General features: G+C 57.4%; 14 protein-coding genes and 1 tRNA gene. 3 read left to right on the top strand and 12 right to left on the bottom strand.

Annotated elements, in window-relative coordinates; all coding sequences use genetic code 11:
• Positions 1–5: 5 nt before the first annotated feature.
• The 10 genes from GY169_RS05305 to mltB form a co-directional block, all read right to left on the bottom strand.
• Positions 6–98, bottom strand: a tRNA-Ser gene (locus GY169_RS05305).
• Positions 99–416: 318 nt separating this feature from the next.
• Positions 417–602, bottom strand: coding sequence for a carbon storage regulator CsrA (gene csrA / locus GY169_RS05300; protein ID WP_007370562.1), 186 nt, complete (start codon positions 600–602; stop codon positions 417–419).
• A gap of 242 nt (positions 603–844) precedes the next feature.
• Positions 845–3,472, bottom strand: a complete 2,628-nt coding sequence (gene alaS / locus GY169_RS05295) for an alanine--tRNA ligase (RefSeq protein ID WP_167575170.1) — start codon at positions 3,470–3,472, stop codon at positions 845–847.
• A 253-nt stretch (positions 3,473–3,725) separates the two neighbouring features.
• Positions 3,726–4,226, bottom strand: a complete 501-nt coding sequence (recX, locus tag GY169_RS05290; RefSeq protein ID WP_167575168.1) for a recombination regulator RecX — start codon at positions 4,224–4,226, stop codon at positions 3,726–3,728.
• Between the two features lie 69 nt (positions 4,227–4,295).
• Positions 4,296–5,354, bottom strand: a complete 1,059-nt coding sequence (gene recA / locus GY169_RS05285) for a recombinase RecA (protein ID WP_163446259.1) — start codon at positions 5,352–5,354, stop codon at positions 4,296–4,298.
• 80 nt (positions 5,355–5,434) lie between these two features.
• The gene (gene pncC, locus GY169_RS05280) at positions 5,435–5,932 is read right to left on the bottom strand and encodes a nicotinamide-nucleotide amidase (protein WP_163446260.1); all 498 of its coding nucleotides are present in this window, start codon (positions 5,930–5,932) and stop codon (positions 5,435–5,437) included.
• Between the two features lie 138 nt (positions 5,933–6,070).
• A complete protein-coding gene (locus tag GY169_RS05275) occupies positions 6,071–6,949 on the bottom strand; it encodes a metal ABC transporter substrate-binding protein (RefSeq protein ID WP_163446261.1) in 879 nt (292 codons plus the stop codon).
• An 8-nt stretch (positions 6,950–6,957) separates the two neighbouring features.
• A complete protein-coding gene (locus GY169_RS05270; protein WP_167575167.1) occupies positions 6,958–7,821 on the bottom strand; it encodes a metal ABC transporter permease in 864 nt (287 codons plus the stop codon).
• Positions 7,818–8,528 (bottom strand): metal ABC transporter ATP-binding protein, encoded by a 711-nt coding sequence (locus GY169_RS05265; RefSeq protein WP_167575166.1) that lies wholly within the window; start codon positions 8,526–8,528, stop codon positions 7,818–7,820. The genes GY169_RS05270 and GY169_RS05265 overlap by 4 nt, the downstream gene beginning before the upstream one ends.
• Positions 8,529–8,722: 194 nt before the next feature.
• On the bottom strand, positions 8,723–9,793 hold the full coding sequence (gene mltB, locus GY169_RS05260) for a lytic murein transglycosylase B (RefSeq protein WP_167575165.1): 1,071 nt from the start codon (positions 9,791–9,793) through the stop codon (positions 8,723–8,725).
• 203 nt (positions 9,794–9,996) lie between these two features.
• Here mltB and gutQ point away from each other — a divergent pair, with 203 nt between their 5' ends.
• Positions 9,997–10,962, top strand: coding sequence for an arabinose-5-phosphate isomerase GutQ (gene gutQ, locus GY169_RS05255; RefSeq protein ID WP_064543201.1), 966 nt, complete (start codon positions 9,997–9,999; stop codon positions 10,960–10,962).
• On the opposite strand, the gene norR is transcribed toward gutQ, so the two are convergent.
• Complete coding sequence (gene norR, locus GY169_RS05250; RefSeq protein WP_167575164.1) at positions 10,959–12,476, bottom strand: nitric oxide reductase transcriptional regulator NorR; 1,518 nt, start codon at positions 12,474–12,476, stop codon at positions 10,959–10,961. The two genes, gutQ and norR, sit on opposite strands and share 4 nt — an antisense overlap.
• A 189-nt stretch (positions 12,477–12,665) precedes the next feature.
• On the opposite strand from norR, the gene norV reads away from it, so the two are divergent.
• On the top strand, positions 12,666–14,114 hold the full coding sequence (gene norV, locus GY169_RS05245) for an anaerobic nitric oxide reductase flavorubredoxin (protein ID WP_163446267.1): 1,449 nt from the start codon (positions 12,666–12,668) through the stop codon (positions 14,112–14,114).
• Positions 14,111–15,244 (top strand): NADH:flavorubredoxin reductase NorW, encoded by a 1,134-nt coding sequence (gene norW / locus GY169_RS05240; RefSeq protein ID WP_167575163.1) that lies wholly within the window; start codon positions 14,111–14,113, stop codon positions 15,242–15,244. The genes norV and norW overlap by 4 nt, the downstream gene beginning before the upstream one ends.
• A 118-nt stretch (positions 15,245–15,362) precedes the next feature.
• On the opposite strand, the gene GY169_RS05235 is transcribed toward norW, so the two are convergent.
• Positions 15,363–16,379, bottom strand: coding sequence for a HoxN/HupN/NixA family nickel/cobalt transporter (locus tag GY169_RS05235; RefSeq protein WP_167575162.1), 1,017 nt, complete (start codon positions 16,377–16,379; stop codon positions 15,363–15,365).
• Between the last annotated feature and the right edge of the window lies 1 nt (position 16,380).

Below are 16,380 nucleotides of genomic sequence, written 5' to 3'. Positions count from 1 at the left end.
GCAAATGGCGGTGAGGCGGGGATTCGAACCCCGGATGCAGCTTTTGACCGCATACTCCCTTAGCAGGGGAGCGCCTTCAGCCTCTCGGCCACCTCACCAACAACACCTCTTGCGAGTGCTTCGAAGAACTTGTTTCTGCTCATCGTCGCTGTGTGGCGCACATATTACTTTCTGGGACTTATAAGTCAAACAATTTTCCGCAGATTTTTTTCGTTTGCACATTTCACAGGCAATCAGGTGTTAAAAAAAGCAGAACGGATGTTTTATCAACAGATAAAACGCGATGAAGGCCGCAAAACGGTAACCTGGGAAAATGACATCAAAGAGATAAGCAGAAGAAAAAATGGTTAATACAGAGGATAAAACGAGACAAGGGGTGGGATTTGCGTCTCACCCACTGGGTGAGACGCGAGAACTTAGTAATTGGACTGCTGGGATTTTTCAGCCTGGATACGCTGGTAGATCTCTTCACGGTGAACAGAGACTTCTTTCGGGGCATTTACGCCGATGCGCACCTGGTTACCCTTCACCCCTAAAACTGTCACAGTGACCTCATCTCCAATCATGAGGGTCTCACCAACTCGACGAGTCAGAATCAGCATTCTTTGCTCCTTGAAAGATTAAAAGAGTCGGGTCTCTCTGTATCCCGGCATTTTCCATCATATAACGCCAAAAGGTCAGCGATGACAAACACCTTCACGTGTAAGCAGTCACGGCATCACATTCTGTTAAATGTAAGTCTAGCCGATCTACATGACTTCAACCTGACTTTATCGTTATCAGTACCGCATATGCAAGACGCCGTAACAGATAACGTTAAGGCGTCTGCGTGCGTTTATTGTTATTACAGTTTAGCGCTTACCCAGCCTTTCACGCTGGCCAGTGCAGCAGGGAGTGCAGACGCGTCGGTACCGCCAGCTTGCGCCATATCCGGACGACCGCCCCCTTTGCCGCCCACCTGCTGAGCGACCATACCAATCAGCTCCCCTGCTTTCACACGGTCTGTTACATCCTTAGACACACCGGCAATCAGAGAAACCTTACCTTCCGCTACCGTCGCCAGCACGATAATCGCAGAACCCAACTGGTTCTTCAGATCGTCGACCATGGTACGCAGCATTTTCGGCTCAACGCCAGCGAGCTCGCTCACCAGCAGGTTAACGCCGTTAATCGTCTCAGCTTTGCTGGAAAGATTCGCGCTTTCCTGTGCTGCCGCCTGCTCTTTCAGCTGCTGAAGCTCTTTTTCCAACTGACGGGTACGCTCGATAACGGTACGAACCTTCTCCGTCAGATTGTGGCTATCGCCTTTCAGCAGTTGGGCGATGTCGCTTAAGCGATCGCTTTCCGCATGCACAGAGGCAATGGCACCTTCACCGGTTACGGCTTCAATACGACGTACACCTGCGGCAGTACCCGATTCGGACACAATGCGGAACAGACCAATATCACCCGTACGGGAAGCGTGAGTACCGCCGCACAGCTCGGTTGAGAAGTCGCCCATGCTCAGTACGCGCACGTGGTCGTCATATTTCTCACCAAACAGCGCCATCGCACCCTTAGCTTTCGCCGCTTCCAGATCCATGATGTTGGTTTCAACAGGCAGGTTGCGACGAATCTGGGCGTTGACCAGATCTTCAACAGCACGAATCTCTTCCGGCTTCATCGCTTCGAAGTGAGAGAAGTCGAAACGCAGCACTTTATCGTTAACCAGAGAGCCTTTCTGCGCAACGTGAGTGCCCAGAACCTGGCGCAGCGCCGCATGCATCAGGTGCGTTGCGGAGTGGTTCAGACGGATGCGAGCGCGACGCGCTTCATCGACATCAGCCTGCACACCATCACCCACTTTTAGCGCGCCGGTTGCCAGCTTGCCGAGGTGGCCGATAGCCTGACCATATTTTTGAGTATCGCTGACCGCAAAGCTAAAGCCCGCGCCTTTCAGCTCACCTTTATCGCCAACCTGGCCGCCGGACTCCGCGTAGAACGGCGTCTGGTCCAGAACGACAACGGCTTCCTGGCCCGCAGCGATAGACTCTACCGCTTTACCATCAACAAACAGCGCAGTGACTTTACCGTTCAGTTCCAGATGGTCGTAGCCTTTAAATTCGGACGCACCGTCAACACGGATCATTGCGTTATAGTCCGCGCCAAAACCGCTGGACTCACGCGCACGACGGCGCTGTTCTTCCATCGCCGCTTCGAAGCCCGCTTCGTCAACTTTGATGTTGCGCTCACGGCAAACGTCTGCCGTCAGGTCAACCGGGAAGCCGTAGGTGTCGTACAGACGGAAAGCGGTTTCGCCGTCCAGCGTATCGCCGGTCAGTTTTGCCAGCTCTTCATCGAGCAGCGCCAGACCGCGCTCCAGGGTACGAGCAAACTGCTCTTCTTCGGTTTTCAGAACCTGCTCAACCTGCGCCTGCTGACGTTTCAGCTCTTCGCCTGCGGCACCCATCACCTCTACCAGCGGGCCAACCAGCTTGTAGAAGAAGGTGTCTTTCGCGCCCAGCATATTGCCGTGGCGGATTGCGCGACGAATGATACGACGCAGCACGTAGCCGCGGCTTTCGTTAGACGGCATCACGCCGTCGGCGATCAGGAAAGCACAGGAACGAATATGGTCCGCGATAACGCGCAGCGATTTGTTGCTCAGATCGGTTGCGCCGGTCACTTTCGCGACGGCATCAATCAGCTTACGGAACAGATCGATTTCGTAGTTGGAGTTAACATGCTGCAGGACAGCAGTAATACGCTCCAGACCCATACCGGTGTCCACGGACGGCTTCGGCAGCGGTTCCATGGTGCCATCAGCCTGACGGTTGAACTGCATGAAGACGATGTTCCAGATCTCAATGTAGCGGTCGCCGTCTTCTTCCGGGGATCCCGGAGGCCCGCCCCAGATGTGGTCGCCGTGATCGTAGAAGATCTCGGTGCACGGGCCGCAAGGACCAGTGTCACCCATCTGCCAGAAGTTATCGGATGCGTACGGCGCGCCTTTGTTGTCGCCGATACGGATAATGCGCTCACGCGGGATACCGACTTCTTTTTCCCAGATTTCGTATGCTTCATCATCGGTTTCATACACGGTGACCCACAGACGCTCTTTCGGCAGGGCGAACCAGTTTTCACCGGTCAGCAGTTCCCATGCGTACTGGATAGCGTCGTGTTTGAAGTAGTCGCCGAAGCTGAAGTTACCCAGCATTTCGAAGAAGGTATGGTGACGCGCGGTGTAGCCGACGTTTTCCAGGTCGTTGTGTTTACCGCCCGCACGCACGCAACGCTGCGCGGTGGTCGCGCGAGAATAATTACGTTTGTCGAGACCGAGGAACACGTCCTTGAACTGGTTCATCCCGGCGTTGGTAAACAACAGAGTGGGGTCGTTATTCGGTACCAGGGAGCTGCTGGCAACTACCTGATGGCCTTTACTATGGAAAAAGTCGAGAAACGCCTGACGGATCTCAGCGGTGCTCTTGCTCATAATTATCCTGAAATCAAGCTACACTTCATCCTTCAAACCGCCTCTGCGTTGGCTGCGCTCGTTCACCCCAGTCACCTACTGATGCACGCTCAGGGGGTTCACTCACTTGCCGCCTTGGTGCGGCTTGAATGATTTTGTGTATTTAAGGAATATTCGTCGTAGACGCTAATCGCGATAAAACGACCTGCGCCCGGACGGAAAAAGTGGGAATAAGATAAGTTTTCTTTAGTGGGAAGTAAAATCCCGAGTGGGGTCAATCAGCAAAATTTCGCCATATTTCCTGGATATCTTCCATCAGGTAGCCGCGGTAAAGCAAAAAACGTTGAATTTTGACCTTCTCAGCGAAGACGGTTGGCAGCGGTTCGCCATATTTTCGCTGGGCCTGTTCGCGCGCCTGCGCGGCCCAGTCGATTTCGCATTCACGCATCGCCTGTTCAATCACCTCACGGGCAATTCCCTTCTGGCCCAGCTCCTGACGAATGCGTGCGGGCCCATAACCTTTGCGGCTGCGCCCGGCCATAAACTGCTGCACGAAGCGGCTATCATCGAGATAGCGGTTTTCAAAGCACCATGCCACCACCTTTTCAACATCTTCGGGCGGCGCATCGATAGGCTCCGGACCATTTTTCCCCATCACCGGGGCGGTAAGCTTGCGCCGCAGCTCCTGTTCGCTGTGGTCGCGCATCGCCAGAATACGGATAGCGCGATCCAGCAGACGAGCATAGGCGGAACGGCGCGGTGAGTTTTCGGTCATCGTTATCCTGCCATCGTGATAAATGCAAAAGGGCTGCATAAGCAGCCCTTAGTGTCGATTCCGAGGTTATCAGAAGTCTTCGTTGGTTTCTTCAACGCTGTTGTTATCAACAACGAAGTCAGGTTTGTCGTCCTGGTTATTGAGCAGCAGTTCACGAACTTTCTTCTCAATTTCTTTTGCCGCCGCCGGGTTCTCTTTCAGCCAGGAGATAGCGTTCGCTTTACCCTGACCAATTTTGTCGCCGTTGTAGCTGTACCAGGCGCCCGCTTTCTCAATCAGCTTCTCTTTCACGCCCAGATCGACCAGCTCGCCAAAGAAGTTGATGCCTTCACCGTAGAGGATCTGGAATTCAGCCTGTTTGAACGGCGCCGCGATTTTGTTTTTCACGACCTTCACGCGGGTTTCGCTGCCGACGACATTATCGCCTTCTTTCACCGCGCCGATACGACGGATATCCAGACGAACGGAGGCGTAGAATTTCAGCGCGTTACCGCCGGTGGTGGTTTCCGGGTTACCGAACATCACGCCAATTTTCATACGGATCTGGTTGATGAAGATCAGCAGCGTATTGGACTGCTTCAGGTTACCCGCCAGCTTACGCATCGCCTGACTCATCATACGCGCCGCCAGGCCCATGTGAGAGTCGCCGATTTCACCTTCAATTTCCGCTTTCGGCGTCAGCGCCGCGACGGAGTCGACCACGATAACGTCTACCGCGCCAGAACGCGCCAGCGCGTCACAGATTTCCAGCGCCTGCTCACCGGTGTCCGGCTGGGAGCACAGCAGGTTGTCGATATCGACGCCCAGCTTACGCGCATACACTGGATCCAGCGCGTGTTCCGCATCGATGAACGCACAGGTTTTACCTTCGCGCTGCGCCGCGGCGATAACCTGCAGCGTCAGCGTCGTTTTACCGGAGGATTCTGGCCCGTAGATTTCGACAATACGGCCCATTGGCAGGCCGCCAGCGCCCAGCGCGATATCCAGGGACAGCGAACCGGTAGAAATGGTTTCCACATCCATGGTGCGATCTTCACCCAGACGCATGATGGAGCCTTTACCGAATTGCTTTTCGATCTGGCCCAGCGCTGCCGCCAACGCTTTCTGTTTGTTTTCGTCGATAGCCATTATTACTCCTGTCATACCGGGTGTTACCGGATAGTGAATTCTGTTCTGTTGAGGCAATTATACTGTATGGTCATACAGTATCAAGTATTTTGTAGAAATTGTTGCCAGAGGAGTTTTAGCGCGTAAGCCGTCGCCTGACGACGCACCGATTCACGGTCGCCAGAGAAGCATTCGCGCTGGGTCACGCCCTGCCCGTTCGCGCTAGCAACGCCAAACCAGACGGTACCGACCGGCTTTTCCGCACTGCCGCCGTCCGGCCCGGCGATGCCGCTGACCGAGACCGCGAAGTCGGCGCGCGCCGCGCGCAGTGCGCCAATCGCCATTTCGACAACGACCGGTTCGCTGACCGCGCCGTGCTGCTCCAGCGTCACTTCACGTACGCCGATCATCTGCGATTTCGCTTCATTGCTGTAGGTGACAAAACCGCGCTCAAACCACGCGGAGCTGCCCGCCACGTCGGTGATAGTTTTCGCAATCCAGCCGCCAGTGCAGGACTCTGCGGTGGTCATGGTCGCGCCGCGCGCCTTCAGCGCCAGGCCTACCTGCTCGCTTAGCAGCAGTAATTCTGAATCTGTCATTGTCGCTCCGCTTAAGCCCGATAAAGAGGCCATCAAAGATAGCACTTTCAACAGAGATGTGGGGACGGGATGACGATTTTACGAGGGGGCTTCAGAAAATGTATCGCCCCGGCTAAACCGGGGCAAAAAGAGTAAGACTCAGCGCATGCTATCCGCAATCAGCTTCACGTTATGACGCAGCATCTTCACGTAGCTGTCCGCCACGCCGCCGGGCGCAGACAACGCTTCGGGGTACAGTTCGCCGCCCGGCTGTGAACCGGTGGCAGTAGCAATCTGCTTCACCAACCGCGGGTCGAGCTGATTTTCCATAAACCAGGTGTGCACGCCGTCAGCTTTAATCTGCTTGATCAGCGCTGCCACCTGCGCCGCGCTAGCTTCGCTTTCCGACGACAGCCCCTGCGGAGCCAGGAAAGTTACACCGTAAGCGCGGGAGAAGTAGCCAAAAGCATCGTGGCTGGTCAGGACTTTACGCTTCGCTTGCGCAATACCGTCGAACTGACTTTTCGCCCAATGATGAATATCGTTTAACTGGGCGATATAGCGTTCACCGGAAGCCTTCAGCGCTGCGCTATCCTCCGGGTCGGCTTTTATCAGCCCGTTCATGATATTTTTCGCATACAGCGCACCGTTAGCTGCGCTGTTCCAGGCATGGGGATCGGTCACGGTTTTCCCGTCCTCATCCAGCGTATGCGTCTTCACGCCGGTAGAGGCCACCACCAGCTCGCCTTTGAAACCGGAAGCTTTAATCAGCCTGTCGATCCACCCTTCCAGCCCCAGCCCGTTAACCACCACCACGTCCGCCTTGCTGAGCAGCGCGCTGTCTTTCGGCGACGGCTCGAAGGTATGCGGGTCGCCGTCCGGGCCGACCAGCGTGTCGACATGCACGTGCTCACCGCCCACCTGCTGCACCATATCGCCCAGCACCGAGAAGCTGCTGACCACATTCAGCGTTTTCGCCATCGCCCCTTGCGCCGAGAGCCCCAATGCCAGCGCCAGAATCACCCCAATACGTTTCATGTTTTCCCCTATCTTGTGAGTTTTTGCCAGCTGACGGTCAGCCGGCTTCGCTTGCCAAAAAACACCGAGACCAAAAAGACGCCGCTGGCGGTCAACACGATCGAAGGACCGGCGGGTAAATTGGCGGCCCACGACAGGCTCAACCCCATCCACGCGCAGACGCTGCCCATCAACGCCGCCAGCAGTAAAATTCCCGGCAGGGTCCTCGCCCAGCAACGTGCCGCCACGGCAGGCAGCATCATGACCCCCACCGCCATCAGCGTGCCGAGCACCTGAAAACCCGCCACCAGGTTAAGCACCAGTAAGGCCAAAAACAGGCCGTGCAGCAGAACCGGCAGCCAGCGCGCGTTGACCTGTAGCCAGGCGCTGTCGAAGGCTTCACTCACCAGCCCGCGATAAAACAGCGCGATGCAGATGAGCGTCAGGCTGGCAACGCCCGCCACAAACAGCGCCGCGTCGTTATCAACGGCCAGAATGGAGCCAAACAGCAGATGCAGCAGGTCGACGTTTGAGCCGCGCAGCGACACCAGCGTGACGCCCAGCGCCAGCGAGCCAAGATAGAATCCGGCGAAGCTGGCATCCTCCTTCAGCGGCGTGCGCCGGCTCACCCACCCCGCCACCAGCGCCACCGCAATCCCGGCGATAAAGCCGCCGACGGTCATTGCCAGCAGCGACATGCCGTTGACCAGATAACCCACCGCCACACCGGGGAGAATGGCGTGCGATAACGCGTCGCCCATTAAGCTCATACGCCGCAGCAACAGAAATACGCCGAGAATTGTGGTGCTCAGCGACAGCGCCAGGCACACCACCAGCGCGCGGCGCATAAAGCCAAATTCAATAAACGGTTGAAAAAAGGTATGCCAGATCATGCGTGCCTCACGGAGCGAAACGCGGGCAGCACCTCATGAGTTGGCCCCCAGCAGGCATTTTGCGGCGCCAACAGCAGCGTTTCCGGGAAATAGTCCGCGACCCGCTGGTTATCGTGCAGCACTGCCAGCACGGTCTGCCCCTGCTGATGCATCTCCTGAATCACCCCCATCAGATCATGGGTCGTGTTCTCGTCAATGCCGGTAAAGGGTTCGTCGAGCATCACCAGCGGCGCGCGCTGAACCAGCACACGGGCGAACAACATGCGTTGAAACTGGCCGCCGGAGAGTGCTTCGATCGGCGTTTTCGCCATATCAGTCAGCCCCACACGCACTAGTGCGGCCTGGATGCGCCGCCGCACGTCGTTACGCAGGCCGCGCAGCAGCGAAATACGCGGCCACGCCCCCTGACTCACGACATCGAGCACCGTCAGCGGAAACTGCGACTCCAGCGCGTGACGCTGCGCCAGCCAGCCGATCGTCGGGCGCGTCGGCGACCAGCGCACCACGCCGCTCACTGGCGGAATAAATCCGGCCAATGTTTTTAGTAGGGTGGATTTACCGCAGCCGTTCAGACCGACGATGGCCGTCATGCTACCTTTGTGAATCACGCCGCTCAGCGCAGGCGTGATCGCCGCGCCTTCATATCCTGCGACCAGGTTGTCCAGTTCAATCATGGCAGCGTGACCGCCCACCAGACCGCCAGCCAAAGCGCGGCTAGCAGCGCGCAGGCCAACAACAGACGCGTCGCGCTGGACGCCATAAAAACAGGAGTCAACATCTTTGCCTCATCACATTATGTTATAACATAACAATACGAGATGAGATCTAAGATGTAAACGGCGAGAAATGATGCAAAATGTAACAAGCCCCTCCCCGGACGGAGAGGGGCAAGAAAGGAAAATTACTGACCGCGGGCCTGAGACACCGCCAGCCCCAGTTGCCAGACGGCCATCGCGTAGTGGGTGCTGTGGTTGTAACGGGTGATGGTGTAGAAGTTCGGCAGACCGTACCAGTACTGGTAACCGGTGCCAATATCCAGGCGCAGCAGGCTGGCCTGCTGATGGTTACCCAGCGGCTGCATCGGGGTTAAGCCCGCCGCCGCCAGCTGCGACACGCTGTACTTGGTCTTGAAGCCGTTTTCCAGCCCCGGTGCCTGCCCCATCGCCTGCACCGCTACCGTGTCGCCCGTCACCCAGCCATGCTGTTTGAAGTAGTTCGCCACGCTACCGATGGCATCTTCCGGATCCCACAGGTTGATGTGACCATCGCCGTTAAAGTCCACCGCGTACTGACGATAAGACGATGGCATGAACTGCCCATAGCCCATCGCGCCGGCGAACGAGCCTTTCAGATCCAACGGATCGTCTTTTTCATCACGCGCCATCAACAGGAAGGTTTCCAGTTCGCCGGAGAAGTATTCGGCGCGGCGCGGATAGTTGAAGGAGAGCGTTGCCAGCGCGTCAAGAATGCGGGTTTTCCCCATCACGCGGCCCCAGCGGGTTTCAACACCGATAATCCCCACGATGATTTCCGGCGGTACGCCGTAAACCTGCTGCGCGCGCTGTAGCGCCCCCTGATACTGGTTCCAGAAAGCCACGCCGTTCTGCACGTTATCCGGGGTAATAAATTGTTTGCGATAGCGCAGCCACGCGCCGTTCGGGCCGGTTGGCGGCAGGCCGGTCGGGGCCTGTCTGTCCATCAGGCGCAGCACGTAGTCCAGACGCTTGGCCTGCGAGAGAATTTCGTGTAGTTGCTGACGGTCAAATCCGTGCTTGCTCACCATCTTGTCGATGAACTGTTCTGCCGCCGGGTTATTGGCAAAATCACCGGTCGGGATCAACGCATTATGCTGGGGTTCAAGAAGAAAACCGCCGGAGGTGGTTGCCGGCGATTCAGCCGTTTTCGGCGTACTGCTACAGGCAGCGAGCAGGACACACAGGGGGAGTAAAGCCAGAACGCGACGCTTCAACATGGGACTTCCGTTTAACAATATCAGCAAGAGTTAAATATGGTAAAGCATCCGCCTCGCTGCAAGGAAGCGCCTTCTGGTCCGGCGGGAAAAAAAATCTCCGACTCCGAACAATCATGATGCAATCGATGATCTCAATGGGCGTAATGTTTTATCATCGCCGCGCAAAACTGGACCGTGTGACGCGCTAATTATCGGAGAAAGTCATGAGTGATTTTTTGTTAGACGCCGGGCGTAAGGCCCTGTTACTGGAATTACAGGAAGCCAGCCGCCTCCCCGACCGTCTTGACGAGACCTTTGTGCAGGCCGCAAAAGCCATTCTCGACTGCAAAGGCAAACTGATCGTATCCGGAATGGGCAAGTCCGGTCATATCGGCAAAAAGCTGGCCGCCACCTTTGCCAGTACCGGCACCCCCGCCTTCTTTGTCCACCCGGCAGAAGCGCTGCACGGCGACCTGGGCATGGTTGAAAGCCGCGACGTGATGCTGTTTATCTCTTATTCCGGCAGCGCCAAAGAGCTGGATTACCTCATCCCTCGTCTGCAGGAGAAATCGGTCGTGCTGCTGGCGATGACCGGCAAAGCGAATTCGCCGCTGGCGCTGGCAGCCGACGCGGTGCTGGATATCTCCGTTGAACGCGAAGCCTGCCCGATGCACCTGGCCCCCACCTCCAGCACCGTCAACACGCTGATGATGGGCGACGCGCTGGCCATCGCCGTAATGCAGGCGCGTGGCTTTAATGAGGAAGATTTTGCCCGTTCGCATCCGGCCGGGGCGCTCGGTGCGCGTCTGCTCAACCGCGTGCATCACCTGATGCGTAAAGACGCAGATATTCCGCAGGTCAACGTGCACGCCAGCGTCATGGACGCCATGCTGGAACTGAGCCGCACCGGGATGGGGATGGTGGCGGTTTGTGACGATGTGCTGCAGGTGCATGGCGTGTTTACCGACGGCGACCTGCGCCGCTGGCTGGTGAGCGGCGGCTCGCTCGCCGACAGCGTCAACGAAGCAATGACCAAAGGCGGCGTGACGATTCACGACAAAGCGCGCGCCGTCGACGCCAAAGAGAAGCTGATGAAGCTGAAAATCAGCGCCGCGCCGGTGGTAGATGAAAATCACCGTCTGGTCGGCGCGATTAACCTGCAAAACTTCTACCAGGCCGGGATTCTCTAATCCTTGAGGCCCAGACGTTTCGCCAGCCGATGCAGGTTGGCGACGTCTGTTTCCAGCGCTCGCGCGCTCGCCGCCCAGTTGTGCTGGTTCGCATCCAGCGCCTGGCGAATCATCCGCCGCTGAAAATCTTCCGTCGCGTCGCGTAAATTATGCACCGCCGCCGCTACTGACCGCTCCTCTACTGCCGCCGCTGGCGCCCCTTCCTGAAAGGCAAAATGCTGCGCTTCCAGCACCACTTCTCCGCTGCTGCGGGTCGCCCGCGCCAGCACCACCGCGCGGTGAACCGCATGTTCCAGCTCGCGCACATTGCCTGGCCAGCCGTAGCTTTGCAGGTGCGCGCGTGCGCCGCTGCTCAGCACCACGCGGGACAGGCCTAATCGCAGCCGACACTGCTCGCAAAAATAGCCCGCCAGCAGCACCACGTCATCACCCCGCTCGCGCAGCGGTGGCACCGAGAGCGGGAACACGCTCAGACGATGGAACAGGTCGGCGCGGAAGTTGCCCGCCAGCACCTCTTCGCGCAGGTCGCGGTTGGTCGCTGCCAGCACGCGTACGTCGACCCGCAGGCTGCGATCGTCGCCGACGCGCTGAATATCGCCGTATTGCAGCACGCGCAGCAGCTTGGCCTGTAGCGCCAGCGACAGTTCGCCAATTTCATCTAAAAACAGCGTGCCGTTATCGGCCATCTCAAACTTGCCGCTGCGGTTACTGATGGCCCCGGTAAACGCCCCCTTCACGTGGCCGAACAGCTCGCTTTCCGCCACGCTTTCCGGCAGCGCGGCGCAGTTCAGGTAAACCAACGGGCTAACCGCGCGCGGCGAACCTTCATGAATCGCCTTCGCCACCAACTCTTTCCCGGTGCCGGTTTCGCCGCTAATCAGCACGTTGAGGTCAGAGGCGGCGACAATCTCAATCTCTTTTTTTAGCTGCATCATGCCCGGCGACAGGCCAATCATCTGCGTCTCTTTAACCTGCTCGAAGTCGCTTGCCGAGCCGGGCAGCATATTCTGGCTTTCAAGCTGTTCAATCAGCAGCGCATTGCTGAGCGCCCCCGCCGCCAGCGCGGCAATCAGCCTCAGCTCTTCGTCGCTGAAGACGTCGAACTGATCCGGCGACATGCCGTCGAGGGTTAATGCGCCAATCAGGTTTTGCCCGGCAAACAGCGGCAACCCGATGCAGGCGTGCACTTTCAGGCTCTCCTGGCCGGGGATCAGGCCATCGTAGGGATCCGGCAAATCGCTCTCAGCAGGGAAGCGCACCACGTCGCCCGCGCGGGCGATAGCCTCCAGCCGCGGGTGCCCTTCCAGCGTAAAGCGGCGGCCCAGCACGTCCTTCGCCAGGCCGTCGATCGCCAGCGGAATAAACTGCCGCGCCTCGTAGCGCAGCAACGCCGAGGCATCGCACTCCAGCACCTGACGCAGCGTGGTAATCAGCCGCTGGAACCGGTCCTGATGGCCGACGCCGCGCTGGAGTTCAATGGCGATGCCCGCCAGTACGTCAACAGAAAAGCTCATGGCAACCTCAAATAGTCATTTCGACAATGCATGATGTCATATTGACAATTTTATGCATAGTCATTTTGACTAACAAGAAAGGAGTAAAAACAAAATAAAACAATAAAATCAATTAATTAAAAAGTTGGCATGCAACCTGCAATAAGCAATACATCTTTTTTGAAAAACGCTGAATTAATTGAGGTTGCTATGTCTATTCTGGTTAAAAATAACATTCATTGGGTTGGCCAACGTGACTGGGAAGTACGTGATTTCCACGGGACTGAATACAAAACCCTGCGCGGCAGCAGCTACAACAGCTACCTGATTCGCGAAGGCAAAAACGTCCTGATTGATACCGTTGACCATAAATTCAGTCGTGAATTCGTCCAGAACCTGCGCAGCGAAATCGACCTTGCCGATATCGACTACATCATCATTAACCACGCGGAAGAAGACCATGCCGGCGCGCTGACCGAGCTGATGACTCAGATTCCCGATACGCCAATTTACTGCACTGCCAACGCCATTGACTCCATCACCGGCCACCACCATCACCCGGAGTGGAATTTCAACGTGGTGAAAACCGGCGATTCGCTGGACATCGGCAACGGCAAACAGCTGATCTTCGTGGAAACACCGATGCTGCACTGGCCTGACAGCATGATGACCTACATGACCGGCGACGCGGTGCTGTTCAGTAACGACGCCTTCGGCCAACACTACTGCGACGAACGCCTGTTCAACGACGAAGTCGACCAGACCGAACTGTTCGAACAGTGCCAGCGCTACTACGCCAACATTCTGACGCCGTTCAGCCGCCTGGTGACGCCGAAAATCACCGAAATCCTCGGCTTCAACCTGCCGGTTGACATGATTGCCACCTCTCACGGCGTGGTATGGCGCGACAACCCAACGCAGATCGTTGAGCTGTACCTGAAATGGGCCGCTGACTATCAGGAAGATCGCATCACTATCTTCTACGACACCATGTCCAACAACACCCGCATGATGGCGGACGCCATTGCCCAGGGTATCAACGAAGTTGACCCGAACGTGGCGGTGAAAATCTTTAACGTCGCCCGTAGCGATAAAAACGAAATCCTGACCAACGTCTTCCGTTCCAAAGGCGTGCTGGTCGGCACCTCGACCATGAACAATGTGATGATGCCGAAAATCGCCGGCCTGGTGGAAGAGATGACCGGCCTGCGTTTTCGCAACAAACGCGCCAGCGCCTTCGGCTCTCACGGCTGGAGCGGCGGCGCGGTTGACCGTCTGTCTACCCGCTTACAGGATGCCGGTTTCGAAATGTCTCTGAGCCTGAAAGCCAAATGGCGTCCGGATCTGGATGCACTGGAACTGTGCCGTCAGCACGGTCGTGAAATTGCCCGTCAGTGGGCGCTGGCGCCGCTGCCAGAAATGAACACCGCGTCAGCCACAGCGAAAGAAGCGTGCGCCTGTGCCGCAGCGGCAGCGGCAGACCTCGGCCCAAGCATGCAGTGCAGCGTATGCCAGTGGATTTACGACCCAGCGAAAGGCGAACCGAACCAGGACGTCCAGCCAGGAACCCCGTGGAGCGACGTTCCGGACAACTTCCTGTGCCCGGAATGCTCATTAGGCAAAGACGTCTTCGACGTGCTGGCAACGGAGGCAAAATGAATCATGGCATTGTGATCGTTGGATCGGGCTTCGCGGCCCGCCAACTGGTGAAAAACATCCGTAAACAGGATGCGAGCGTCAAACTGACGCTCATCGCCGCCGACAGCATTGACGAATACAACAAACCAGACTTGAGCCACGTGGTGAGCCGGGGGCAAACCGCCGCTGACCTCACCCTGCAAACCGCCGGTGAGTTTGCCGAACAGTACAATCTGAACCTGTTCCCGCAAACCTGGGTCACCCACATCGACGCCGAGGCGCACGTAGTCAAAAGCCAGCATCATGAATGGCAGTACGACAAACTGGTCCTGGCCACCGGCGCGGCGGCAATCGTTCCGCCGGTGCCGGGCAAAGAGTTGATGTTAACCCTCAACAGCCAGCAGGAATTTGGCGCGGCACAAAGTACGCTGCGCGATGCCCAACGGGTGCTGATTATCGGCGGCGGGCTGATCGGCAGCGAGCTGGCGATGGACTTCTGTCGCGCTGGCAAAGCCGTCACCGTGGTCGACAATTCGGCCAGCGTACTGGCCTCACTGATGCCGCCGGAAGTCAGCAGTCGCCTCCAGCATCGCCTGACCGACATGGGTATCCATCTGTTGCTGAAAACGCAGCTCCAGTCGCTTGAACAGACCGCCACCGGCATTCGCGCCAGCTTTGACCGCGACCGCCACGTTGAGGTTGATGCGGTAGTGGCCGCCACCGGCCTGCGTCCGGAAACGGCGCTGGCGCGGATGGCTGGCCTTGAGATTAACCGCGGTGTGAAGGTCGATAGCACCCTGCGCACCAGCCACCCGGATATCTACGCGTTGGGCGACTGTGCGGAAATTAACGGTACGGTGATGCCGTTCCTGCAACCGATTCTGCTCAGCGCCATGTGCCTGGCGAAAAACATTCTCGGCCAGCCCGGCGAGCTGAAGCTACCGAATATGCTGGTGAAGGTGAAAACGCCGGATCTGCCGCTGCATCTGGCCGGAGAAACCCGCCGTCAGGATCTGAACTGGACCATTGAAACTCGCGCCGACGGTATGTTGGCGCAGGGGTATGACGAAAGCCAGCAGTTACGGGCGTTCGTGGTCAGCGAGGAAAGAATGAAAGAAGCATTTAGTTTGTTGAAGTCGCTCGCCAGTTAAGAAGTCAGCGCTCTGTCCACTGTTTTACTTAACCCTCAAGCACATGGAAGTACTGAAGTCTGATTTTGCCCCGGTGCCCCGGGGCTTTTTTTGTTTTGCGGTTGAGGCTTCCCTGCGCTTAGCGCACCACCAGCGCGTCATAATTGCGCCAGCGGTAGTTCACCATCGACACCAGCCAGCACAGCGCAAACAGACCAATCACCACAAAGCCCGCGTTGCCGAGGTTGTCGCTCAGCATCGATACGCCGCTCCAGATACCGCCTGTCAGGTCAAATTTATCGATAATCAGCCCCAACGCTTCCAGACCACCGATAAACAGCGCGACGACCACGGAAGCTCCGGTAATGGTCATGTTGTAATACAGTTTGCGCTGCGGCTTGTTGAAGGCCCAGCCGTAGGCGCCGACCATCAGGATGTTATCCAGCGTATCCACCAGCGCCATGCCGCTCGCGAACAGCGCCGGGAAGACCATAATCGACCACATCGACATGCCGCTGGAAGCGCTGGCGGCAGAGATGCCGAGCACACCGATTTCGGTTGCCGTATCAAAGCCGAGGCCGAACAGGAAGCCGACCAGATACATATGCCAGCTTTTGCCGATCAGGCGGAAAGTACGGCTGAACAGCGCATTCATCAACCCACCGGTCACCGGGACGTCAGCAGAAACCGATTCCCCTTTTTTCAGCGCCTGGAAGCTGCGCCATACGCCACGTAAGATAACCAGGTTTACCAGCGCCATCGCCAACAGGAACACGGCAGAAACCGTGGTGCCGATAATGCTGCCGGTTTCGTGGAACCAGCTCATCTTATGCTGGAAGGCGGTCGCCGTGGCGGCAATCGCCACCGACGCCAGTACCACGATGGAAGAGTGGCCGAGCGAGAACCAGGCCCCCACACCAAACGGGCGCTTGCCCTGCTGCATCATTTTGCGGGTGACGTTATCAATCGCCGCGATATGGTCAGCGTCCACCGCGTGGCGCAGACCGTAGCCCCACGCCAGCAGGCTGGCGGCCATCAGCGCGCCATTATGGCCAAATGACTGCCACGCCCAGCCCCAGGCCAGTAGGTTCGCTAACACCAGAACCAACACCAGCAGCGATGCCCGCGGCTGGTGACGAAGAACATTCCACAACATG

Source organism: Kluyvera genomosp. 3, from assembly GCF_011765685.1.
GTDB lineage: Bacteria > Pseudomonadota > Gammaproteobacteria > Enterobacterales > Enterobacteriaceae > Kluyvera > Kluyvera georgiana_A.
This window is presented reverse-complemented; position numbering and strand designations above follow the sequence as displayed.